The organism is Nocardioides pyridinolyticus (assembly GCF_054653575.1).
In genome coordinates, this window is sequence record NZ_BAAIFY010000003.1 from 226,281 (window position 1) to 249,011 (window position 22,731).

19 protein-coding genes and 1 pseudogene are annotated in these 22,731 nt (G+C 66.9%); 17 read left to right on the plus strand and 3 right to left on the minus strand.

Annotation, left to right across the window (positions count from 1 at the left end; translation table 11 throughout):
* Positions 1 to 71: 71 nt before the first annotated feature.
* Positions 72 to 848, minus strand: a complete 777-nt coding sequence (locus ACYQ0U_RS04665; protein ID WP_459969926.1) for a YfbU family protein — start codon at positions 846 to 848, stop codon at positions 72 to 74.
* Positions 849 to 1,035: 187 nt separating this feature from the next.
* On the opposite strand from ACYQ0U_RS04665, the gene ACYQ0U_RS04670 reads away from it, so the two are divergent.
* The 4 genes from ACYQ0U_RS04670 (at position 1,036) to ACYQ0U_RS04685 (ending at position 6,884) form a co-directional block, all read left to right on the plus strand.
* Positions 1,036 to 1,779 (plus strand): hypothetical protein, encoded by a 744-nt coding sequence (locus ACYQ0U_RS04670; protein WP_459969928.1) that lies wholly within the window; start codon positions 1,036 to 1,038, stop codon positions 1,777 to 1,779.
* A 1,089-nt stretch (positions 1,780 to 2,868) separates the two neighbouring features.
* Positions 2,869 to 5,079, plus strand: coding sequence for a catalase/peroxidase HPI (gene katG, locus ACYQ0U_RS04675; RefSeq protein ID WP_459969930.1), 2,211 nt, complete (start codon positions 2,869 to 2,871; stop codon positions 5,077 to 5,079).
* A 10-nt stretch (positions 5,080 to 5,089) separates the two neighbouring features.
* On the plus strand, positions 5,090 to 6,469 hold the full coding sequence (locus tag ACYQ0U_RS04680) for an FAD-binding oxidoreductase (RefSeq protein WP_459969932.1): 1,380 nt from the start codon (positions 5,090 to 5,092) through the stop codon (positions 6,467 to 6,469).
* An 88-nt stretch (positions 6,470 to 6,557) separates the two neighbouring features.
* Complete coding sequence (locus tag ACYQ0U_RS04685) at positions 6,558 to 6,884, plus strand: putative quinol monooxygenase (RefSeq protein ID WP_459969934.1); 327 nt, start codon at positions 6,558 to 6,560, stop codon at positions 6,882 to 6,884.
* 41 nt (positions 6,885 to 6,925) lie between these two features.
* Here ACYQ0U_RS04685 and ACYQ0U_RS04690 read toward each other — a convergent pair whose 3' ends face one another.
* A complete protein-coding gene (locus ACYQ0U_RS04690; RefSeq protein ID WP_459969936.1) occupies positions 6,926 to 8,623 on the minus strand; it encodes a sigma-54-dependent Fis family transcriptional regulator in 1,698 nt (565 codons plus the stop codon).
* 110 nt (positions 8,624 to 8,733) lie between these two features.
* Here ACYQ0U_RS04690 and ACYQ0U_RS04695 point away from each other — a divergent pair, with 110 nt between their 5' ends.
* The 13 genes from ACYQ0U_RS04695 to ACYQ0U_RS04755 all read left to right on the plus strand — a co-directional run bounded on the left by ACYQ0U_RS04695 (position 8,734) and on the right by ACYQ0U_RS04755 (position 21,150).
* Complete coding sequence (locus tag ACYQ0U_RS04695) at positions 8,734 to 10,371, plus strand: ferritin family protein (RefSeq protein WP_459969938.1); 1,638 nt, start codon at positions 8,734 to 8,736, stop codon at positions 10,369 to 10,371.
* 73 nt (positions 10,372 to 10,444) lie between these two features.
* Positions 10,445 to 11,494 (plus strand): 2Fe-2S iron-sulfur cluster-binding protein, encoded by a 1,050-nt coding sequence (locus ACYQ0U_RS04700; protein ID WP_459969940.1) that lies wholly within the window; start codon positions 10,445 to 10,447, stop codon positions 11,492 to 11,494.
* A gap of 44 nt (positions 11,495 to 11,538) precedes the next feature.
* Complete coding sequence (locus tag ACYQ0U_RS04705; RefSeq protein ID WP_459969942.1) at positions 11,539 to 12,645, plus strand: aromatic/alkene monooxygenase hydroxylase subunit beta; 1,107 nt, start codon at positions 11,539 to 11,541, stop codon at positions 12,643 to 12,645.
* Positions 12,646 to 12,647: 2 nt separating this feature from the next.
* Positions 12,648 to 12,983 carry a propane 2-monooxygenase effector subunit MimD gene (gene mimD / locus ACYQ0U_RS04710; RefSeq protein WP_459969944.1) on the plus strand — a complete coding sequence of 112 codons (336 nt, stop codon included), beginning with the start codon at positions 12,648 to 12,650 and terminating at the stop codon, positions 12,981 to 12,983.
* A gap of 96 nt (positions 12,984 to 13,079) precedes the next feature.
* A complete protein-coding gene (locus ACYQ0U_RS04715) occupies positions 13,080 to 14,123 on the plus strand; it encodes an amidohydrolase family protein (RefSeq protein ID WP_459969946.1) in 1,044 nt (347 codons plus the stop codon).
* Complete coding sequence (locus ACYQ0U_RS04720) at positions 14,120 to 14,863, plus strand: iron-sulfur cluster assembly protein (RefSeq protein ID WP_459969948.1); 744 nt, start codon at positions 14,120 to 14,122, stop codon at positions 14,861 to 14,863. The genes ACYQ0U_RS04715 and ACYQ0U_RS04720 overlap by 4 nt, the downstream gene beginning before the upstream one ends.
* Positions 14,860 to 15,885, plus strand: coding sequence for an NAD(P)-dependent alcohol dehydrogenase (locus ACYQ0U_RS04725; RefSeq protein WP_459969950.1), 1,026 nt, complete (start codon positions 14,860 to 14,862; stop codon positions 15,883 to 15,885). The genes ACYQ0U_RS04720 and ACYQ0U_RS04725 overlap by 4 nt, the downstream gene beginning before the upstream one ends.
* 57 nt (positions 15,886 to 15,942) lie before the next feature.
* Positions 15,943 to 17,592: a chaperonin GroEL gene (gene groL / locus ACYQ0U_RS04730; protein ID WP_459969952.1), complete on the plus strand. Its 1,650-nt coding sequence runs from the start codon at positions 15,943 to 15,945 to the stop codon at positions 17,590 to 17,592.
* Positions 17,593 to 17,688: 96 nt separating this feature from the next.
* Positions 17,689 to 17,910, plus strand: coding sequence for a hypothetical protein (locus tag ACYQ0U_RS04735; protein ID WP_459969954.1), 222 nt, complete (start codon positions 17,689 to 17,691; stop codon positions 17,908 to 17,910).
* A gap of 64 nt (positions 17,911 to 17,974) precedes the next feature.
* Complete coding sequence (locus ACYQ0U_RS04740) at positions 17,975 to 18,709, plus strand: metal-dependent transcriptional regulator (RefSeq protein ID WP_459969956.1); 735 nt, start codon at positions 17,975 to 17,977, stop codon at positions 18,707 to 18,709.
* A gap of 23 nt (positions 18,710 to 18,732) precedes the next feature.
* On the plus strand, positions 18,733 to 18,963 hold the full coding sequence (locus ACYQ0U_RS04745; protein WP_459969958.1) for a FeoA family protein: 231 nt from the start codon (positions 18,733 to 18,735) through the stop codon (positions 18,961 to 18,963).
* Positions 18,953 to 19,741, plus strand: a complete 789-nt coding sequence (locus ACYQ0U_RS04750; protein ID WP_459969960.1) for a FeoB small GTPase domain-containing protein — start codon at positions 18,953 to 18,955, stop codon at positions 19,739 to 19,741. Before ACYQ0U_RS04745 ends, ACYQ0U_RS04750 begins: the two co-directional genes overlap by 11 nt.
* Before the next feature lie 74 nt (positions 19,742 to 19,815).
* Positions 19,816 to 21,150 carry a nucleoside recognition domain-containing protein gene (locus ACYQ0U_RS04755; protein ID WP_459969962.1) on the plus strand — a complete coding sequence of 445 codons (1,335 nt, stop codon included), beginning with the start codon at positions 19,816 to 19,818 and terminating at the stop codon, positions 21,148 to 21,150.
* Between the two features lie 350 nt (positions 21,151 to 21,500).
* Here the strand turns inward: ACYQ0U_RS04755 and ACYQ0U_RS04760 are convergent.
* A pseudogene (locus tag ACYQ0U_RS04760) lies at positions 21,501 to 22,179 on the minus strand (IS256 family transposase); the annotation flags it as partial.
* Positions 22,180 to 22,731: the final 552 nt, after the last annotated feature.

The following is a 22,731-nucleotide window of genomic DNA, read 5'->3' on the forward strand; positions in this document are numbered from 1 at the left end:
GAAACCCGCTGGCCTGCAGATCGACGATGTGTCAGCCACCATCCGTCGTGGTGCGCCAGACCTGGGGCACGTCAGAGCGCGCGACGCCGCGACGGATGGGTCCGAGCGTCGCGGATCTGTTGCAGTTCGTCGGCCGAGAGCAGGTAGTCGAGCCTGTTGAAGTGCGCTCGATCCCGGCCGTCCATGATCCGGCGGTACTCGGTCAGCATCCGCATGTAGGTGTCCAACATCGGGGAGTGTGAGTTTCCGCCGTCGTGGCTCTTCAGTTGCGGCTGAAGTTCCGTCCAGCGATCGCCGCCGCGCATCTCGAACTCGACATAGTCGGCCATGTGGCCCTCGAGGGAGTCGTTGAAGTCGAACCCCTGGAACTCCAGAGCGCGAGCCAACTCGCCGTCAACCGGCGTTCCCTCGCCCTCGAGGTGTTGAACGCTGTAGGTGAGGATTCGGAACATCTGCAGGATGTCGCTGACCCGCCGGCAGTCGCGCCGTGACAACTCGGTGCGGAACCCGGCCACCTCGTAGGAGTACTCGGAGGTAAACCCAGACTCGAGGATAGTCGCCCGCATCAACTGATACTCGGCGTCTCCATCGACGTCGTTGGCGTCTTCGGGCAGCACTCGCGCCAGGATTCGGTGGAGCAGCGAGAGCACCTGCCGGTCGATGAGCCTCATGGTCTCTGGAGGCGGCTCCTCGCTGTGTCGGCGCTCGTCCGCCGACTCCTGGACCGGAACGACGGCCTCCATGAGCAGGTTGCGCACGTACTCGCTCAGTGTCACGCCCTCGTCGTCCGCCATGTCCCTGAGTTCGTCGCGGACCCGGTCGTCGACCCTGATGTTCAAGACAGCCATCTCAACCTCCCGTAAGACTGTATGACGCCAAGCGTATCACTGTCATACCATCGATCCTAGTAGAGGCGGTCATGAGCGTCGTCGGCGTTTTGTACCGCGCGACCGGATCGCGCCAACCTTGCGACGAAGAGCGGCGACCGGCAACAGATCCGTCGGTTGGTCGGACATGGCGCCTATCGTCAGGTGCGTGTCGGCGGCTAGGGGCGGTCCGGTCTGTTGGTGGTGCGGCAGGGTTGCCGATTCCAGGGAGCACAAATTCAAGCGACGGGACCTCGACCTCGCCATTGGCAAGGGCTCGTGGCACGGCCGGATCGCGGCACATCGACGTCCGGGTGAGGAAGCTTTCAGCTACCCGAACTCCTCCCGCTCGAGCAGCCTGAAGTTCCGGCCGGTCTTATGCAGCAACTGCAATTCGGAGCGGAGCCAGCCGATCGATCGGGCCTACGACCAGTTTGCAGACTATGTCCGTGCATATGGTCAGGAGCTGTATCGGACACAGTGCCTCGACTGGGGGAAGGTCTTCGATCACGACTGGGAACTAGGCCGCGACAATGTCACCCGGTACTGGGTCAAGCACATCGCGTGCCGACTGGCAGAGCTCGGGATCCCGATAGAGCCGGCAATGGTCGCCTTCTTGGATGGCGCCGGGCCGCTGACACACGTGGGCCTGTCCCTGGAGATTCGCGAATCGTTCGCGATCGCGCAGTGCGACAGCCTGGCTCGGGGAGAGCCTCTGCACGCGATGTGGATCGGCGACCTGCTCGGGTGGGCAGATCGGCGGACGGGCCAGTTTGAGTCTGCCGAGGGCCATTGGGGCCTTGACGCCATCTTCCTCGTATACAGGTACTCCCTGGATCCGACGGCCAGCACCAACTTCTCCGAACTGGTGAGCCAACTGCCGCTCGTGCGAGCGACGGCGGTCGAGAGCTGACTCCGGGCGTCGGGCTGACGAGGTGGCCCGTGCGTGGCAGAAACGTGGCAGGAGAGTCGTCAGCGGCCGTCGGCGACCAACGCCCGCAATCGCGTTTGCGCAGGTCAGCGGCACATTGCCGTCGATGACCATCAATAGCCGCTGAGCGTGCCGCGCTTCCCCTGGTACTACTGACGCGCAGAGTCTGCGCAGGTCAGAGTCGAGGAGAGCCTCCTGCGTGGTAGCTGCGTGGCCGGAATCGGGAGACGCGTGACCGGGCTCGCGGGAAGGCGCGTTCGCATGGGCGGTGCGCCCGGGCGGGCTTACGCCCCGGCGTAGTCCCGAGGGGAGTGTCCGGGGGCCGCCGTCGCCTCGGCGGGTGTGCGGGCCGGTCGGGCGCGAGGAGCGGGGAGGGCCCGAGAGAGCCGCTCACGCGATGCGGCCGCCAGATGCAGCGACTGGAGCGCGGCCGACATGATCGACCGCGATCCCGAAGCCGGGGCGGCAGCGCCTCTACGCCTGCCGCGGTCGAGGTCCCCCGTCTCAAGGTGAGACGAACGACAGCCCGTTCTGGTTCGAGTATGGCCACGAACCCGAGCTGGAGGAGCACGAATTGAACAGGTCGCGTGCGGACTGGCAGAGCCAGGCGGCCGCAGGGCTGGCCCATCTCAGCGTGGACCTCGTGCCCGCGACGGAGCTTGTTGTACCTGGACCGTCCGGCGCACCTCCACGGGCCCGAGGCGCCGTCGCCGCCGGACACCAGCGAGCACGGTGCGAGGATCGTGAGCCCGCTCCCGCGAACCGGCAACGACGCCCGACGCTCAGCCGGTGAGCTGAGCCCGACGACGACCAGGCACCCGCGCTGTCAGGGGGTCGTGAGCGTGCCCGCCCTGCTTGCCCGACGCGGCCGGATCGGTGTGCACCAGCTCGTGACTGCGCCCGAGAACACGAGCAACCCTGAGACGTCGAAGAGCCTGCTCGGCGCGTTCCGCGCCTGGGAGGCGCGACCCGGCAACGGGTTCGTCCAGCCGCCGCGAGTTACCGCCGGAAACCGACCCCTGGACCACCGATTCATCCCGAAGTGCCAGACGAATCCCTGAAAGGTTGAGCATGTCCCAGAACCAGGCTGGTTGCCCTGCAGTCCACGAAGGCAGCGAGAGCGAGAACCCGGCGCTCGACTCGCCGACCCCGAGGACCGGCGGGCGGCCGCACTCCAACAAGGACTGGTGGCCGAACATGCTGGACCTGTCGGTCCTGCACGTCCACTCCCCGAAGGGCAACCCGCTCGGCGACGACTTCGACTACTCCGAGGAGTTCAAGAAGCTCGACGTCGCCGAGCTGCGTCGCGACGTCGTCGAGGTGCTCAACACCTCTCAGGACTGGTGGCCGGCCGACTTCGGCCACTACGGCGGTCTGATGATCCGGCTCAGCTGGCACGCGGCCGGCACCTACCGGATCTACGACGGTCGCGGTGGCGCCGGTGAGGGCAGTCAGCGGTTCGCGCCGCTGAACAGCTGGCCGGACAACGGCAACCTCGACAAGGCGCGTCGCCTGCTGTGGCCGGTGAAGCAGAAGTACGGCCAGAAGATCTCGTGGGCCGACCTGCTCGTCCTGGCGGGCAACGTCGCGCTCGAGGACATGGGCTTCACGACGTTCGGCTTCGGCTTCGGCCGCGAGGACGTGTGGGAGCCGGAGGAGATCTTCTGGGGCCCCGAGGACACCTGGCTCGGCGACGAGCGGTACGCCGACGAGCGCGAGCTCGACGAGAACCTGGGTGCGGTCCAGATGGGCCTGATCTACGTCAACCCCGAGGGCCCGAACGGCAACCCGGACCCGCTGGCCTCGGCCCGTGACATCCGCGACACGTTCGCCCGGATGGCGATGAACGACGAGGAGACCGTCGCCCTCATCGCGGGCGGCCACACCTTCGGCAAGACCCACGGTGCCGGCGACGCCGACCTCGTCGGCCCCGAGCCGGAGGGCGCTCCGCTGGAGGAGCAGGGCCTGGGCTGGAAGAGTGCCTTCGGCTCCGGCAAGGGTGCGGACACCATCACCTCGGGCCTGGAGGTCACCTGGACCACCACGCCGACCCGGTGGAGCAACGACTTCTTCAAGCTCCTGTTCGGCTACGAGTGGGAGCTCACCAAGAGCCCCGCCGGTGCCTACCAGTGGGTCGCCAAGGACGCCGAGGACATCATCCCGGGCCCGGCCGCGGATTCCCCCAAGCGCAAGCCGACCATGCTGACCAGCGACCTCGCGCTCCGCTTCGACCCGGAGTACGAGAAGATCTCGCGCCGGTTCCTGGAGAACCCCAACGAGTTCGCGCTGGCCTTCGCCAAGGCCTGGTACAAGCTGCTCCACCGCGACATGGGCCCGGTCGACCGCTACCTCGGCCCCTGGGTCCCCGAGCCGCAGCTGTGGCAGGACCCGGTCCCGGCTGCGTCCGGCGAGCAGGTCAGTGACGCCGACGTCGCGACGCTCAAGGCGAAGGTGCTCGACTCCGGCCTCTCGGTCGCCCAGTTGGTCTCCACGGCGTGGGCCTCGGCCGCGACCTTCCGCTCCACCGACAAGCGCGGCGGCGCGAACGGCGCCCGCATTCGGCTCGAGCCGCAGCGCAGCTGGGCGGTCAACCAGCCCGACCAGCTCGCGACCGTGCTGTCGACGCTCGAAGGCATCCAGCAGGAGTTCAACGCCGCGGGCGGGGCGCAGGTCTCCCTCGCCGATCTCATCGTGCTCGCCGGCTCCGCGGCGGTCGAGAAGGCCGCGTCGGACGCCGGGGTCGAGGTCACGGTGCCGTTCCGGGCGGGCCGCACCGACGCCACCCAGGAGCAGACCGATGTCGACTCGTTCAAGGTCCTCGAGCCCCGCGCCGACGGGTTCCGCAACTACCTGCGGGCCGGCGAGAAGCTCCGGCCGGAGACCCTGCTCGTCGAGCGCGCCTACATGCTCGGCCTCGGCGCGCCACAGATGACCGTCCTCGTCGGCGGTCTGCGCGCCCTCGGCGCCAACGTCGACGGTGCCCAGCACGGTGTGCTCACCGAGCGGCCGGGGCAGCTGACGAACGACTTCTTCGTCAACCTGCTCACCCCGGGCCGCACCTGGAAGGCCTCGGAGTTGGTGGAGAACGTCTACGAGATCCAGGAGGCCGACGGCTCGGTCACCTGGACCGCCACGGCCGTCGACCTGATCTTCGGCTCGAACTCGCAGCTGCGGGCGCTGGCCGAGGTCTACGCGAGCGAGGACGCCCGCGAGAAGCTCGTGCACGACTTCGTCGCCGCCTGGGTCCAGGTCATGGACAACGACCGCTTCGACCTCAGCTAGGACCGCGCCGGTGGTCCACCCCGCGCCCGGCGCCCGTCTGGCGTCCCTCCTGCCCGATGACATCGTCGCGACGGACCCCGATGTGCTTGCCTCCTACGTGCGAGACAGATCCAGGTTCACCGAACACGGCCAACCGGTCGCCGTTCTCATGCCCCGGAACACCGTCGAGGTGTCCCAGTGCATGAAGGCGGCGTCGGCGCTGGGGATTCGCGTTGTTCCGCGCGGTGCTGGGACAGGTCTCAGTGGCGGGGCGAACGCGGCACCGGGGTCGGCAGTCCTGTCCCTGCACCGGATGAACCGGATCCTCGAGATCGATCCCCTGGATCGGATCGCGGTCGTCGAGCCCGGAGTGATCACGGCCGCTCTGCGCGATGCTGCGCAGGCTGTCGGGATGTTCTATCCGCCCGATCCAGGCAGTGTCGAGATGTCGACCGTCGGCGGCAACGTCGCCACCAACGCGGGGGGCATGTGCTGTGTCAAGTACGGCGTCACGGCGGACTTCGTGATCGGTCTGGAGGTGGTGCTGGCCGACGGGCGGGTGATGCGGACCGGGAGGCGTACCGTCAAGGGGGTCGCGGGCTACGACCTGACCCACCTGATCGTCGGTTCTGAGGGGACCCTCGGTGTCGTCACCGAGATCATGGTACGGCTGGTCCCTTCTCCACTGGCTGCGCGCACCGTCGTGGCGTCATTCGACCGCCTCGGCGCTGCCGGGGCCGCGGTCGCGCAGATGAGGCGAGCCGGCTTGGCTCCGTCGTTGATGGAGATCCTCGACCGGACCACGCTCGAGGCGGTCGACCAGCTGGCGCAGATGGGACTCGGTCGCGACATCGCCGCACTCCTGCTCATCCAGTTCGACGGTGCCGACTCCGAGGCTGCACTGGCCGAGGTCGAGGAGATCTGCGCCGGCTGCGGGGCCCTCGACCTGGCGAGCAGTTCCGATCCGGCTGAGGCGACGATGCTGCTCGAAGCTCGACGGCTGGCGTTGCCGGCGCTGGAACGACTCGGGCACTGCCTGCTGGACGACGTCGCGGTGCCGCCTTCACGGACCGTCGACCTGATCGCCGGGGTCGAGGAGATCAGCGCGCGCCTCGGCGTCGTCATCGGTGTGTTCGGGCACGCCGGCGACGGCAACATGCATCCGACCGTCATCTTCGACGATGCCGACCCGCAGAGCCGGTCGGCAGCACTCGCCGCCTTCGACGCTGTCACGCAGCAAGCGCTCGACCTCGGTGGCACCATCACCGGCGAGCACGGCGTCGGTCAGCTCAAGCGGGGCTGGCTCGCTCGCGAGCTCGATCCGACTGCTCAGTCTGTGCACGCCGCCATCAAGTCGGCGCTCGATCCCCAGGATCTCCTCAACCCGGGTACCGCGATCCCGGCAGTCTGAGCGGGTCGGCGAGGTCCGATCTGGTGCGGGCGATGAGTGGTCTCAAAACGAGACCCGACGACACCCGGGCTCGTGTTTGGCTTGGTGCATGATCTTCATCGCCGCCAAGTTCCGGGTACGTCCGGAGTATGCCGACCGCTGGCCCGAGATCGCGCGCGAGTTCACCGACGCCACACGCGCTGAGGAAGGTTGCCTGTGGTTCGACTGGTCGCGGAGCGTCGACAACCCGGACGAGTACGTGCTCGTGGAGGCATTCCGTGACGGTGACGCGGGCGCTGTCCACGTCGTGTCCGCACACTTCGAGCAGGCTCGCCAACTTCTTCCACAGCACCTCGCTGAGACGCCGCGTATCGTGAACTTCGAGGTCCCGGGCACGGAATGGTCGGCACTCGGAGAGCTGGCCGTCGACAACTGAGGATCATCTCCGCCTCAGGGCCAGGGAGGCCGGGCGACGCGTCAGGTGACGATGCCGAACTCGCGGATCTTGCGGTAGATGGTCGCCCGCGACATGCCGAGCGACTCCGCGGCGGCGACCTTGTCGCCGCCATGAACCCCCAGAGCGTCGACGATGGCGTCACGCTCGAGTGCCTCCAGCCGGGTGAGGCTGCGACGCGACGTCGCGCGGCACTCGGCCGGCAGGTCAGCCACGTCCACGACGCCCGCGCGGCGGGTGCGGACGATCGACAGGAGGGTCTGGTGCAGGTGGGCCACGTTGTCGGGCCAGGGTAGCCGCGTGAGCTGGTTCATGGCTGCCTTGGAGAAGGCCAGGTCGGTCGCCCCGCTCCTGTTCAACAGGAGCCGAACGAGTGCGGGCAGGTCCTCGAGGTGGTGACGCAGTGGGGGCACAGACACGGTGCGCGGGAAGAAGTGCAGCAGGTGCAGCCCGAGACGCGAGTCCGCCTGGCTCTCCTCGTCTGCTAGCTCCTCGCGAGCCGTGATGGCTACCCAAGGGTCACGCGCCAGCGAACGGTCCTGCAGGCGTTGGAAGAGCTGGGACAGCCCGTGGAGCTGGTCGGCCGTCAGGAGGTGGGCGTGCCGGATGACCAAGTCGGAGCCGGCGTCGAGGTGGAGAGCGGCTTGGTCGACGAGATCCTCGTTGTCCGAGGCTTCAAGCACGACCAGTGAACGCTGACGGTCCGCGGCCTGGTGAGCGACGGTGGCCAACGCCGTCTTGCCGACGCCAGCCTCGCCCTGAAGGACGACCCATTCGGCTCGTGCGATCGTGTCGAGCACCTCCTGGCTCACTCGCCGCCACGCGGCGCTGGATCCCGCTAGGCCGGGCAACGACGGGCCCCTCGGATCGGGGGTGCGATGGGCACGCTGCTCCTTGATCTGGATGATGCCCCCGGCCAGGACCTCGCCGGCGAAAGCCGGCTGGTAGACGAGGCGAGCCGTCATCCCGCTCGGCAGGTCCGCGAGGAGTGTGTACGCCTTGACCCGGCCGATCGTGTCCCGGGTCTGGTCGAGAAGCGCGGCCTGGTCGTTGGCGTCGAAGTGCTGCTGCGCCAAGGAGTTCATCATGAAGGTTTGTTTGCCGACGGCGATCACCGGTCCACCCGAGTGGCGACACGTCGCGAAGTACCGACCGAGCAGGGCCCCGTCGAGCTCATTCGCCTCCTCCAAGATCCGTTCCTGGATCCGGCGAGCGGCCAGCTTGGCAAACGACAGCAGCAGTGGGTTGGTGTTCTCGGCCTTGGTGGTGATGTCGATGACACCGAGCAGCGAACCGCTCACCGGGTGGTTGATCAAGGCCCCCGCGCAGGAGAACTTGCGGAGGTTTCCCGTGTAGTGGTCGCCGCCACTGACGAGGATCGGGCCACCCACCTCCAGTGCGGTTCCGATGCCGTTCGTGCCGACGTCGGACTCGCCGTAGCAGAAACCTGGAGCGAGGTGGACAGAGTCGAGGGCTCCGATGAGGGACCGGTCACCTCCGCCGCGGCTGAGGACGACACCGCGGCTGTCGGTGAGGATCAGGCACACCGGCTCGTTCGAGAGCTCGGCTGAGAGCGCGGCGAGCACGGGCCGAGCGGCTCGCAGCAGCAACGAGTCGCTGTCAACCGTGTCGACGAAGGTCGGCGACGGGTGGTCGGTGTCCACGAGCGACGCCTTGGAGCGCTCCCAAGACACCTGGATGTAGGTCCGCGCATCGCTCACCAGCGCAAGGTACCGCTCGTGGATGTGACATGCGTCTCACATTGAGACAGGCGCTGACCCGGCTGCCGAGTTTGATCAGCCCCTGACCGGCCCTGACCAAGGAGGCAACATTGAGCAGACAGAGTCTCACCAAGGCCCACGCGAAGATCAGCGAGCTCACCTGGGAGCCCACCTTCGCCACCCCTGCCACGCGTTTCGGCACCGACTACACGTTCGAGAAGGCTCCCAAGAAGGATCCTCTCAAGCAGATCATGCGGTCCTACTTCCCCATGGAGGAGGAGAAGGACAACCGCGTGTACGGCGCCATGGACGGAGCGATCCGAGGAAACATGTTCCGCCAGGTGCAGCAGCGTTGGCTGGAATGGCAGAAGCTCTTCCTCTCGATCATCCCGTTCCCGGAGATCTCGGCGGCCCGCGCCATGCCGATGGCCATCGACGCGGTGCCCAACCCGGAGATCCACAACGGTCTTGCGGTTCAGATGATCGACGAGGTGCGTCACTCGACGATCCAGATGAACCTCAAGAAGCTGTACATGAACAACTACATCGATCCAGCCGGATTCGACATGACGGAGAAGGCGTTCGCGAACAACTACGCGGGCACGATCGGTCGGCAGTTCGGTGAGGGCTTCATCACCGGCGATGCCATCACCGCCGCCAACATCTACCTCACGGTGGTGGCCGAGACGGCGTTCACCAACACGCTCTTCGTGGCAATGCCCGACGAAGCGGCCGCCAACGGCGACTACCTGCTGCCGACGGTGTTCCACTCGGTGCAGTCCGACGAGTCGCGCCACATCTCCAACGGCTACAGCATCCTGCTGATGGCGCTGGCGGACGAGCGAAACCGGCCCCTGCTCGAGCGCGACATGCGGTACGCCTGGTGGAACAACCACTGCGTCGTCGACGCCGCGATCGGCACCTTCATCGAGTACGGCACGAAGGACCGCCGCAAGGACCGCGAGAGCTACGCGGAGATGTGGCGCCGGTGGATCTACGACGACTACTACCGCAGCTACCTGATCCCGCTGGAGAAGTACGGCCTCACCATTCCGCACGACCTGGTGGAAGAGGCATGGAACCGGATCGTCAACAAGGGCTACGTCCACGAGGTCGCCCGGTTCTTCGCCACCGGCTGGCCGGTCAATTACTGGCGGATCGACGCCATGACGGACGCCGACTTCGAGTGGTTCGAGCACAAGTACCCTGGCTGGTACTCCAAGTACGGCAAGTGGTGGGAGGAGTACAACCGACTCGCCTACCCCGGGCGCAACAAGCCGATCGCCTTCGAGGAGGTCGGGTACCAATACCCGCACCGCTGCTGGACCTGCATGGTGCCGGCGCTCATTCGCGAGGACATGGTCACCGACAAGGTCGACGGCCAGTGGCGGACCTACTGCTCCGAGACCTGCCACTGGACCGACGCCGTGGCTTTCCGCAGCGAGTACGAGGGCAGGGCCACCCCCAACATGGGTCGCCTGACCGGCTTCCGTGAGTGGGAGACGCTCCACCACGACAAGGATCTGGCCGACATCGTCAAGGACCTCGGGTACGTCCGCGACGACGGCAAGACCCTCATCGGTCAGCCACACCTGGACCTCGACGACCCCAAGAGGATGTGGACCCTCGACGACGTCCGTGGCAATCACTTCATGAGCCCCAACGTGCTGCTCAACCAGATGTCGGACGCGGAGCGAGAGGCGCACATCGCCGACTACATGGCGAATGGCACCAAGGCCGCGAGCTGACCCTCCCTGAACAGGTGGCGCCGTCCTGCGGGACGGCGCCACCGGATCCTCACCCTTCACCAAGGAGAGCTCCATGGCAGACAAGCACCGCATCAGCTTCCAACCGGTCGACATCGAGCTGGAGGTCGGCGAGGACGAGAACATCCTCGACGCCGCCTTCCGGCAGGGCATCCACCTGATGCACGGCTGCCGTGAGGGCCAGTGCTCCGCCTGCAAGTCGTACGTCCTCGACGGGGACATCCAGATGGAGCGCTACTCCACATTCGCCTGCAACGACGCTGAGGTGGACGAGGGCTACGTCTTGCTGTGCAGGTCGCACGCGTTCAGCGACTGCGTGATCGAGCTGCTGAACTTCGACGAGGACGAGCTCCTCAACGGCGTGCCGATCCAGGACGTCCGGACGCGCATCAGCGCGATCGAGCCCGTGACGCGGGACATCGTGTCCCTGCGCCTGACCGCCGTCGAGCCGGCGACGTACGACTTCAAACCGGGCCAGTACGCCGACCTCACCATTCCTGGTACCGACGAGCGTCGGTCGTTCTCGATGGCGACGACCCCGTCCTCGCCGGGCGAGGTGGAGTTCCTGATCAAGAAGTACCCGGGCGGGAAGTTCTCCGCGCTCCTCGACGGCGGCCTCTCGGTCGGCGACGAGATCGAGCTGACCGGCCCCTACGGGTCCTTCACCCTGAAGGACGGGCACGCGCTGCCGGTCGTGTGCATCGGAGGAGGCGCCGGAATGGCTCCGATCCTCTCCCTGCTCCGGCACCTGAACGAGTCGGGGAGCACCCGCCCGGTGCGCTTCTACTACGGCGCCCGTACGGCGGACGACATCTTCTACCTCGACCTCATCACGTGCCTCGGCGAGAAGCTCCGGGGCTTCGAGTTCGTCGTCTGCCTCTCCGAGTCGATGCCGGACGACCCCGCGGCATGGGGGTTCGACGCCGAGTTCGGGAACGTCACGGAGGTCGTGGCGCGCCGCGAGCACGATCTGGCGAAGACGGAGGTCTACCTGTGCGGACCGCCGCCCATGGTCGATGCCGCCATGGCCTTCCTCGAGCAGCAGGGCGTCCCCGCCGACCAGGTCTTCCACGACTCGTTCACCAGCCCCATCGCCGCGGACTGAGCAGCACCCATCCCATCCATCCACGCAAACCGGAGTTGACAGACATGGCGGACATCACCGACCAGAAGGAACGCAGTTTTCCGAAGATCGAGTTCACGGACTCGGAGGCGGGAGCGTTGACGTTCCCCAGCTCGAGAAGTCGGACCTACAACTACTACAAGCCGGCGAAGCTGCGGGCGACGATGTACGAGGACGTCACCGTCGACGTACAGCCTGATCCCGACCGTCATCTGACGCAAGGGTGGATCTACGGCTTCGGCAACGGTCCGGGGGGCTACCCCCAGGAGTGGACCGAGGCGAAGTCCTCGAACTGGCACGCCTTCCTCGACCCGAACGAGGAGTGGGAGCAGTCGATCTACCGCAACAACTCGGCGGTCGTGCACCAGGTGGAGCTGTGCCTGCAGAACGCCAAGCGGGCTGGGGTCTACGACGCGTGGAACCCGTCATGGCTCAAGTTCATCGAGCGCAACCTCGGTGCCTGGATGCACGCCGAGAACGGCCTTGCCCTGCACGTGTTCACCGCTGTCCAGCGGTCGGGGCCCACCAACATGATCAACACCGCAGTAGCTGTGAACGCGGCCCACAAGATGCGGTTCGCGCAGGACCTCGCTCTGTTCAACCTCGACCTGTCAGAGGCCGAGGTCTCGTTCGAAGGGGAGGCGCACCGCGGAGTGTGGCAGGAGGCACCTGAATGGCAGCCCACCCGCGAGGTCGTCGAGCGGCTCACCGCCGTCGGCGACTGGTGCGAGCTGCTGTTCGCGGCCAACATCGTCTTCGAGCAGCTTGTCGGATCGCTGTTCCGCACCGAGCTGGTCATGCAGGTCGCCGCCCGCAACGGTGACTACATCACGCCCACGATCGTAGGCACCGGCGAGCACGACTACGACCGCGATCTCGGCTACACCCGGGCACTCTTCCAGCTGCTGGTCCAGGACGAGCAGCACGGTGCAGCCAACAAGGAGCTCTTCGCGCGTTGGATGAGCACCTGGGTGCCCCGCTGTCTGGAGGCCGCTCGGGCTCTTCAGCCCATCTGGTCGCAGCCGGCCGAGAAGCCGGTCACGTTCGCGACCAGTCTCGACAACACGATCTCGAAGTTCATTTCCCTGCTCGAGGACCTCGGGCTGGACATCCCCAAGGAGCTGGACAAGTGACCATGCAATTCGGATCCGCCACCGAGTTCTCCAACATGTGTGGCGTCACCTTGATGAACACCCCGTTCGGCCGCGTCGTCGCGGAGGTGATGGGGACCAAAGAGGGCGTCGAGCTCACCGAGTACCCCTCGATGATTCGGGTCGACGGTGTCCGCCTCCTCGAGTTCGACTACGACGAGCTCACCGAGGCCCTCGGAGTGGAGTTCAACGGTTCGATCTTCGAGGAGATCAGCTCCACGCACTACGGCCGGATGGTCCACCTGGACGACAAGACGGTCTTGTTCGCCAGCCCGGAGGACGCCGCCGAGTACATCGGGTTCGACCTCACCGCCAGCTGAACCACCACGAGCGTCCCGTCCGGGGCCCGGGTCTGTGGCCCCGGACGGGACACCCGAACAGACCACGAAGAACCACAAGTCGAAGCGAGGCAAGACATGTACAGCAAGGACGGCGAGGATTACTACGTCTGCGATGCCCATATCCACCTGTGGGACGGACGCGAGTCCAACCTCAAGAACGTGCACGGCAAGCAGTTCATCGACTGCTTCTACGACTACCACAAGAACCTCAGCCCGGAGGAGCGGGTGTGGGACTACGACACCTACACCTACTACGGCGCCGACCGGCTGATGAAGGACGTCTTCGAGGACGGGTACGCCGACCACGCCATCTTCCAGGCGACGCTGCTCACCGACTTCTACAAGAACGGCTTCGGACAGACCGAGGAGGCATTCGCGCTGACCCAGGCGAACCCGGGCCGTCTCACCTACAACCACGCCTACGATCCCCGCCACGGCGAGGCCGGACTCGAACAGCTGCGCCGCGACGCCGACCGGATGCACCTGAAGGGCGTCAAGCTCTACACCGCCGAGTGGCACGGCGACTCCCGCGGGTACAAGCTCGACGACCGGTGGTCGCGCCGCTACCTGGAGGAGTGCCTCGAGCTCGGCATCACCAACATCCACATCCACAAGGGCCCGACCATCCGGCCGCTCGACAGGGACGCCTTCGACGTCGCAGACATCGACAAGGTGGCCACCGACTACCTGGACCTGACCTTCATCGTCGAGCACGTCGGCCTGCCGCGCCTGGAGGACTTCTGCTGGATCGCGACCCAGGAGTCGAACGTGTACGGCGGTCTCGCGGTCGTCATGCCGTTCATCCACACCCGGCCGCGCTACTTCGCGCAGATCATCGGAGAGCTCCTCTACTGGATCGGCGAGGACAAGATCTTGTTCGCCAGCGACTACGCGTTGTGGACGCCGAGCTGGCTGGTCGAGAAGTTCGTCGACTTCCAGATCCCAGAGGACATGACGGAGTACGCGCCGATCACCATCGAGCAGAAGAAGAAGATCTTGGGGCTCAACGCAGCCGCGCTCTACGACCTCGAGGTTCCCGAGGCGCTGCGCGTCCCGACGTCTGCCGTGGACCCCGGGGTCGAGGTGGCGGCCGGCGCGAAGGAAGCCGTGGTGTCATGACCGTTCTCATCTCGCCGGTCGCGAGCTCGCTCGAGGCCGAGATCCTGGCATCGCTGGACACGGTGGTCGACCCGGAACTGGACGAGCCGATCACCGACCTCGGGTTCGTCCGATCCGTCGCCATCGACGACGTCGGCGTGACGGTCCATCTCCGGCTCCCGACCTCGTTCTGCTCCCCGAACTTCGCCTATCTGATGGCCTCCGATGCCCAAGACGCGCTGCGGGCCGTCGAGAACATCGGCCGGGTCCGGGTGATGCTCGATGACCACCACGACTCGGACAAGATCAATGTCGGACTGGCTGCGGATGCGGGCTATCGCGGAACGTTCGGCATCGAGGCCGAGGACAGCCTCGACGAGCTCCGACTGACCTTCCAGCGCAAGGCGCATGCTGCCGCGATGGAACGGTGTGTCGAGCACCAGCTCAAGAGCACCGGTCTCACCGTGTCCGACGTCTATCGCCTCCGGCTGCGTCATCTTCCCGCCGGCCGGAACAAGGAGGCGCTCCTGCGCCGGCGTGCTGCGCTCGGGCTGAGCATCGGACCCGACGAGCAGGTGTTCGTGGACGAGTACGGCTCGCCCGTACCGCGGGACGACGTGCCGATGCGGCTGCGGTTCGCGAAGTCGGTGCGGATCTCCATCGAGGGCAACGGGCACTTCTGCCGTGGCCTGCTGGCGACCCGCTATGCGGACGGTGAGTCCCTCGCGACGCACGTCACCAACACCAGGAGTGCATCATGAAGGCAGTTCAGGTCGTCGGCTACCACACCGCGTTGCAGGTGGCCGAAGTTCCCGACCCGGAGATCTCGGGCCCGCTGGACGTCATCGTCAGGATCGGCGGTGCCGGTGTGTGCCGTACGGACCTCCATGTTCTGGAGGGCCAGTGGGAGGCGAAGACAGGCGTCGGTCTGCCGTACACGATCGGGCATGAGAACGCCGGATGGGTGCACGCGGTCGGTTCGGCGGTGACGAACGTCGCCGTCGGCGACAAGGTCATCGTGCATCCTCTGATCACGTGCGGACTCTGCCGAGCGTGCCGGTTCGGCGATGACGTGCACTGCGAGAACAGCAAGTTCCCGGGCATCGACACCGACGGTGGATACGCCGAGTATCTGCTCACCAGCGCTCGCAGCGTTGTCAAGATCGACGACGGCCTCGAACCGGCTGACGTGGCGGCACTGGCAGACGCGGGCCTGACGGCCTACCACGCGATCGCAAAGGTGGCGCGCGCAACTCGACCCGGAGACGTCTGCGTGATGATCGGCGCGGGCGGCCTCGGTCACATCGGCATCCAGGTGCTGAAGGCGATCTCCGCAGCCACCCTCGTGGTCGTCGACCGCAACCAGGCGGCGCTCGATCTGGCCGGGGAGATCGGCGCGGACGTCACCGTCCTCGCTGACGGCGGTCAGGTCGAGAAGGTCCTCGCGCTCACGGACGGCCACGGCGCGGAAGCAGTGGTGGACTTCGTCGGCGAGAACGGCACCACCGCCGAGGGAGTCGCGATGCTGCGCCGTGCTGGCAACTACTACGTCGTCGGGTACGGCGAGAACATCGACGTCCCGACGATCGACGTGATCTCCACGGAGATCAACATCATCGGCAACCTGGTCGGCTCGTACAACGACCTTCAGGAGCTGATGGCCCTCGCGGCCGATGGCAGGGTCCGGCTGCACACCACGAAGTACGACCTCGAGGACTTCCAGCGTGCGCTCGACGACCTCGACAACGGCTTGGTCAGGGGCAGGGCGATTCTCGTCCCCTGACCCCAGGTCGCACCCATCAACAGACCGATCAGCAAAACACGTGAAGGGTTGTCAGACATGGCAAAGGAACTGCGATTCAACGAAGAGGCGCGTCGCCTCCTCGAGCACGGCGTGAACTCCTTGGCGGACGCGGTCAAGGTCACGCTCGGCCCCAAGGGGCGCAACGCTGTCTTGGAGAAGCTCACGGGACCGCCCACCATCACCAACGACGGTGTGACGATCGCGCGCGAGATCCAGCTACGGGAGCCCTTCGCCAACATGGGCGCCCAGCTGGTCAAGGAAGTCGCGATGAAGACAAACGGCGCGGTCGGTGACGGCACGACAACGGCGACCGTCCTCGCCCAGGCGATGGTGCGCGAGGGCATGCGGGCCGTCGAGGCGGGTGCCAACCCGATGCGGCTGCGCCGCGGCATCGAGCGAACGATCCCGGTCGTGGTCGACGCGCTCCGCATGCAGGCAGTCGAGGTCGCCGGAGCGCGCGAGCTCGAGTACGTTGCGACGTTGGCCGCCAGCGACGACGAGTCCATCGGCAAGGTCATCGCCCAGGCGGTCAATCGGGTCGGCAAGTCCGGCATCGTGACGACTGAGGAGTCGGACGCTCTGGGCATGTCGGTGGACGTGGTCGACGGCATCGAGTTCGACCACGGCTACATCTCCGGCTACATGGTCACCGACCCCGAGCGAATGGAGGCGGTCCACGAGAACCCGCTCGTCCTGCTCACCAACAAGAAGATCGACCAGGTGCAGGACATCATGCCCGCGATCGAGGTGGCCAAGCGTGCCGACCGACCGCTGGTGGTTCTCGCGGAGGACGTCGACGGTCCAGCGTTGCAGCTGCTGGTCGGCGGCAACATGCACCACACGATGCTCTCGGTGGTCGTGCGCGCACCGGGCTTTGGGCACCGTCGCGTCGCCGAGCTGCAGGACCTCGCCATCGCGCTGGGTGGCCACGTGATCGCCAAGGACACCGGCGTCGAGCTGGCCGAGGTCACTCTCGAGCACCTGGGTTCCTGCGATCGGATCACCGTCACGGAGAGCAGTACGACCATCGTCGGCGGTCATGGTGACGTGAGTCTGGTCGAGGCTCGGATCAAGCAGCTGGAGACACAGCTCGAGCGCGCCCGGATCGACGCGGACCAGGACAGCCTGCAACTGCGCATCGCCCGCCTCACCGGACGCGTCGCCGTCATCTGGGTCGGCGGCGCGACGAGCGTCGAGCTGCGGGAGCGGATGCTCCGCGTCGAGGACGCTCTCGCAGCCACTCGGGCGGCGCTGGAGGAAGGGCTTGTTTCCGGCGGCGGCACCGCCCTGGCGCAAGCGCACCGGGTGCTGAACAAGGTGGAGCTCACGGGCGATGAAGCGATCGGACGCGACGTCGTGGGGCGTGCCCTCGCTGAGCCGCTGCGCTGGATCGCCATCAACGCCGGTTACGAGGGTGACGAGGTCGTTGACGTCGTCACGACCCTTCCGCTCGGTCACGGCTTCAACGCCCTGACCGGAAAGTACGGCGACATGTTCGACGAGGGTGTCATGGATCCCGTCAAGGTGACCCGAGCGGCACTGGAGAGCGCGGCGTCCATCGCGGCCCTCTTGCTGACGACTGAGACAGCTGTCGTCGAAGAAGTCATGGGCAACCCGGGCGCGATCATCGCGCCGGGCTTCGGCGATCTCGCCGAAGGCATGGTCCGGCCCTCGAACATCTACTGAGCGCACCGCGCGGGCAGCGCGCCGCGCGGAGGTCGTCCACCGGGCCCACGAGGTCGCTCGGTGGACGGCCTGACGGTCGCGAGAAGGAGAAGCAGCATGACCACAACCGACCTCGGCACCTTCTTGCTGGCGGAGGGCGCACTGGTGACCGCCCTGTGCGTGGCGAGGATCGCGTGCCTTCGTCTGGTCTCCCTGGAGATGGCTCCCTCCGCGATCAGGGCCCGGATCGAACGAGGCACCCGTCTCGTCCCCGTCATCCTGGCCATGGCAGTCGCTTCGATGGTGATCGGAGCAGTGCTGCGGATCGTCGTGTCCTGAGCACTGGCGAGTCTGTTCTCACATTGAGACAGACCCCGGAGTTCGACGGCTCTAATTTCGGTCCATGGGCAACCCAAGCGCACACCGGGAAGGCGGTCAGTGCTGCGCGATCGACAAGACCGATACTGTCGAGGACTACCTCAAGTCGGTCTTCGCGCTCACCGCTGGCGGATCCCCCGCCAGCACCTCGGCCATCGCCGAGCACCTCGGAGTCACCTCCTCCTCCGCGTCGACCATGGTGACGCGACTTCGACGGGCGGGCCTGGTCAACCAGGTCTCGTGGGGCCAGGTGCAGCTGAGCAGCCATGGCATGGCCCATGCGCGCAGCATCGTGCGCCGCCACCGGTTGGTGGAGACGTTCTTGCACCGAGAGCTAGGCCTCGGGTGGGACGAGATCCACCGCGAAGCCGAGGTGCTCGAGCACGGACTCAGCGAACGGGTGACGGACCTGATCGCTGATCTCCTCGGGCACCCTGAGCGAGATCCACACGGCGACCCGATCCCAGCGAAGGACGGGCCGCATGACGAGTGCGGTGACGAGCCGCTGCGTGCCGAGCACGCTGGCTGCTCGTTCGTGGTGGGACGAGTCAGCGACCGCGACAGCGGAATCCTGCGGCGGCTCGCGGACCTCGGCGTCCGGCCGGGCGCGATCTTGCAGGTCGAGTGCTCGGCGGAGTCTCGTGGGAGCCTCACGGTGCGCGCTGATGGGTCGGTGACAGTGCTGGACGGCGACCTGGTCGATGCCCTCAGCGGCAGCGTGGTCCACCACGGCGTACACGACAGTGAGGGCACGCGATGAGACTCCACGAGGTCCGTCCGCCCATGGCTGCCGTGGTCATCGGCCTGGAAGCCGTCGGAGCGGAGCGCAGACGTTTGATGGACCTGGGCATCCTGCCTGGCTGCGAGTTGCGCGCCGAGCGGGTGAGCCCTCTCGGCGACCCTACGGCCTACCTCGTGCGTGGTGGCCTGGTCGCCTTGCGCCGCTCGCAGGCCGAGAAGGTCATCGTCCGGCTCGGGTCGGACCGGTCGGGGCGGAGGAGCGATGCGTGCTGACGGATGTAGTTCCTGCGCTCTCGCTCATGTCGCGAACCTCCAGCGCCTGGGGCTGCGCTGCGACGGCGACGACGTCATCGTCGCGCTGGCGGGAAACCCGAACACGGGCAAGAGCACGGTTTTCAACGCCGTGACGGGCCTGCGCCAGCACGTCGGGAACTGGCCCGGTACGACCGTAGCTCGGGCGCAGGGCGCCTATCGGTACCGCGGCGTGGTTCACCGGGTCGTAGACCTCCCGGGCACCTACTCGCTGCTGACCACCTCGAGCGACGAGGACGCTGCCCGGGACTTCCTGCTCTTCGGCGACCCGGACGTCACGGTGGTCGTGGTGGACGCCACCCGGCTCGAGCGCAACCTGAACCTCGTGCTCCAGGTCCTTCAGATCACCAACCGCGTGGTGGTGGCGCTGAACCTGATGGACGAGGCCGCTCGGCACGGCCTCCGGATCGACGTCCGTCACCTGTCGCGTGAGCTCACGGTACCGGTGGTACCGATGTCCGCTCGCCGGGCAGAGGGAGTCTCCGACCTGCTCGAGGCGGTTGCCTCGACGGCGGCGGGCATCACGGTCGGCCGGTCTCGAACCCTGAAGCTCCCGGCGTCGGTGGCGACGGCGGTGGAGACGCTCACGGATCGCCTCTCGGCTGACTTCGCGGGTCTGGGCAACGCCAGGTGGGTGGCCCTGAGACTGCTCGAAGGCGACGAGAGCATCACGAAGGCCGTCGTCGACGGCCGCCTCGGGGACGTGCACGCGGCGGCACAGAGCCGGACGGCAAGCTGATGGAAGAACCTTCTCTGCTCAGCGACGTGGCACGGCTGCGAAGGGACCTCCCGCTCGGCTTCGAGGACGAGCTGGTGCTGAGGATCTACGAAGAGGCGGAGGGCATCGCGCGCGCGAGCGTCGACACCGACGGTCTACGTCCCCGGCCGGCCTGGGACCAGCGACTCGATCGTCTGCTGACCCACCGCGTGGTGGGGTTCCTCGTGATGGGCGCTCTGTTCTACCTCGTCTTCTGGTTCACCATCGCCGGCGCGGCGCTGCCGTCGGAACTCCTCTTCCAGTTGCTGGTCGACCACGGCCATCCGGCGATCAGGTCGGTGTTCGAGGGTGTCGGCAGCCCCGCCTGGCTGACCGGAGTCCTCGTCGATGGTGTCTATCTCGGTGTGGCATGGGTGGTGGCAGTGATGTTGCCGCCGATGGCGATCTTCTTCCCGCTCTTCACTCTTCTGGAGGACCTCGGCTACCTGCCGCGCGTGGCCTTCAACCTGGACCGCCTCTTCGGGAGCACCGGAGCGCACGGGAAGCAGGCGTTGACGATGATGATGGGATTCGGCTGCAACGCCGCGGGAGTGACATCGACACGCATCATCGACAGCCCCCGCGAACGGCTGATCGCGATCATCACCAACAACTTCAGTGTCTGCAACGGACGATGGCCCACGCTGATCCTGATGAGCACGATCTTCCTCGGCACCCTCGTCCCCGCGCCGTTGGCGGGCGCGGTGGCGGCGGCCAGCGTCGTCCTCGTTGCCTGCCTCGGCATCGTGGTGTCGTTCTTGGTCGCATCGGTGCTCTCCCGCAGCGTCCTGCGCGGCGAGACGTCGATCTACACACTGGAGCTGCCGCCGTACCGCCGGCCACAGGTGTGGCGCACGATCTACACCAGCGTGGTCGACCGCACCCTGAAGGTCCTCACCCGGGCGCTGGTCATGGCGGCTCCGGCAGGAGCCGTCATCTGGTTGATCAGCAATGTGCGGATCGGGGAAGACAGCCTCGCCGGGCACCTGGCCGCCGCGATGGATCCCATCGGCATGATGATGGGACTCAACGGGATCATCCTGCTCGCCTATCTCGTTGCGATCCCTGCCAACGAGATCATCATCCCCACGATCCTCATGCTCACGGTGAGCCTCGGCGAAGGTCCTCAGACGCATGCCGGTGTGTTGCTCGACCTCGCAACCGCCCAGGCAGGGGACGTGCTCGTCCACACCGGCGGGTGGACCGTGCTGACGGCGGTCAACCTGATGCTGTTCACGCTCCTCCACCACCCGTGCAGCACGACTGTGCTCACCATCTGGAAGGAGACGGGCAGCCCGAGGTGGACCGTCGTCGCCACTGTTCTCCCGCTGGCACTGGGGCTCCTGGTCACTGTGGGCACGACGGCTGTCGCTCGCCTTGTCGGTTCCTAGCTTTCGCGCGAGCAGTCAAGAGTGACGACGGGCGGCATCGGCCGAGGGCGTCGTAGCGACCTTGGCTTGGGGTTCGCGACGAAGCGTGATCGAGGAGTCCGGCTTGGGCCGCTGGAGTCGGCAGGCTGATCAGGCGCCCTTGGCGGGCAGGCTTTCGTGTGCGCCGTGTGAGGCGGCCCAGCGCGGGCGGGCGGCAAGCTAGGTTGCGCCGTCGAGCGGCATAGCTAACGTGGCCGTCACCGTCCGCGGCTGAGCCTTCCTCGACGATACGCCTCTTCGTCGAAGGGTTGTTGGGTCGCGAGGATCCGGTAGATCAGGCGGCAGGCGTTGCGGGCCAGCGCGACCCGGGCCTGGATCGGCGCCATGCCGCGGGCGGTCAGGTCGCGGAAGAACGCCAGCCACCCGGCGCCGTCCTCACTCGAGGTGACCTGCACGCCGAGGATCTCGCGGTGCCCGTCGGCGTTGACGCCGGTGGCGACCAGCACGTGCACCGGCACCACCCGGCCGCCCTCGCGGACCTTGAGCACCAACGCGTCGGCGGCCACGAACGTGAACGGTCCCGCGTCCTCCAGTCGGCGGGTGCGGAACTGCTCGACGTGCTCGTCGAGCTCACGTGCCATCACCGAGACCTGCGACTTGCTCAGCCCGGTGATGCCCAGGGTCTGCACCAGCTTGTCCATCCGGCGCGTGGATACGCCGAGCAGGTAGCAGGTCGCCACCACGCTGGTCAGGGCCCGCTCGGCCCGCTTCCTGCGCTCGAGCAGCCAGTCCGGGTACAGCGACCCGGTGCGGAGCTTCGGCACCGCGACGTCGAGGGTCCCGACCCGGGTGTCGAGGTCGCGGTGGCGGTAGCCGTTGCGGGAGTTGACCCGCTCGCTGCTGCGCTCGCCGTAGCCGGCCCCACACACCGCGTCGGCCTGCGCGGACAGCAGCGCGTTGACGAACGTGGTGAGCAGATCACGCATCAGATCAGGACTGGCCCGCTCGAAGCTGCTCGGTCAGGAAGCGCGCAGGGTCGATACTGGGCAGGTTCAGAGGGCCTCGTGGTGTCCTTCTTCGAGTCGGTTGTGAGAGATCACTCGAAGGATCCACCCGGTGGCCGCGCCTACGTTGGAGGCACGCGCTCACTCAGGTCCGTCGTACACCACTCTGCTGGACTCCACTCAGGGACCTCCTTCGCCCGTTTGGCCACGCCATCACGGCCGCCACGGTCCCGACAGCTGTCAGACCCGGGGGCGGCGTCGGAGTGCTCCAACGGCATCGCGACCCAGGCGCCGGCCGCGTGCTGCGGTTCCCGCTCCGACCCGGCGTTGCCATACGGCGGGTACAGCCGCGAGCTCGGCGAGCAGATGACGGCCATGTCGTGCCGGGCGGTGCGGGGGGCGTCCGGGGAGCTGGCGCTTCCTCCTCCTGCAGTAGGTCGCCGAGACCGCCCTTGTCGGATGACTGGACGAACTGTCGGAGCGCACGGGCTCCACCTCGACGCACCTGGGTCTCGTGTCACGCTGCCCCGGCGCGCTTGGAGACTCACCTCGTGCGTGGCAACTGCGCAGCAGCATGTCCGGTGGGGCCTATCGCCAA

Excerpts from the sequence above, each read along its gene's own strand:
- ACYQ0U_RS04665 (WP_459969926.1), bottom strand. The coding sequence starts at position 848 with ATGGCTGTCTTGAACATCAGGGTCGACGACCGGGTCCGCGACGAACTC.
- katG (WP_459969930.1), top strand. The coding sequence starts at position 2,869 with ATGTCCCAGAACCAGGCTGGTTGCCCTGCAGTCCACGAAGGCAGCGAG.
- ACYQ0U_RS04685 (WP_459969934.1), top strand. The coding sequence starts at position 6,558 with ATGATCTTCATCGCCGCCAAGTTCCGGGTACGTCCGGAGTATGCCGAC.
- ACYQ0U_RS04700 (WP_459969940.1), top strand. The coding sequence starts at position 10,445 with ATGGCAGACAAGCACCGCATCAGCTTCCAACCGGTCGACATCGAGCTG.
- ACYQ0U_RS04705 (WP_459969942.1), top strand. The coding sequence starts at position 11,539 with ATGGCGGACATCACCGACCAGAAGGAACGCAGTTTTCCGAAGATCGAG.
- mimD (WP_459969944.1), top strand. The coding sequence starts at position 12,648 with ATGCAATTCGGATCCGCCACCGAGTTCTCCAACATGTGTGGCGTCACC.
- ACYQ0U_RS04715 (WP_459969946.1), top strand. The coding sequence starts at position 13,080 with ATGTACAGCAAGGACGGCGAGGATTACTACGTCTGCGATGCCCATATC.
- ACYQ0U_RS04720 (WP_459969948.1), top strand. The coding sequence starts at position 14,120 with ATGACCGTTCTCATCTCGCCGGTCGCGAGCTCGCTCGAGGCCGAGATC.
- ACYQ0U_RS04725 (WP_459969950.1), top strand. The coding sequence starts at position 14,860 with ATGAAGGCAGTTCAGGTCGTCGGCTACCACACCGCGTTGCAGGTGGCC.
- groL (WP_459969952.1), top strand. The coding sequence starts at position 15,943 with ATGGCAAAGGAACTGCGATTCAACGAAGAGGCGCGTCGCCTCCTCGAG.
- ACYQ0U_RS04735 (WP_459969954.1), top strand. The coding sequence starts at position 17,689 with ATGACCACAACCGACCTCGGCACCTTCTTGCTGGCGGAGGGCGCACTG.
- ACYQ0U_RS04740 (WP_459969956.1), top strand. The coding sequence starts at position 17,975 with ATGGGCAACCCAAGCGCACACCGGGAAGGCGGTCAGTGCTGCGCGATC.
- ACYQ0U_RS04745 (WP_459969958.1), top strand. The coding sequence starts at position 18,733 with ATGGCTGCCGTGGTCATCGGCCTGGAAGCCGTCGGAGCGGAGCGCAGA.
- ACYQ0U_RS04750 (WP_459969960.1), top strand. The coding sequence starts at position 18,953 with ATGCGTGCTGACGGATGTAGTTCCTGCGCTCTCGCTCATGTCGCGAAC.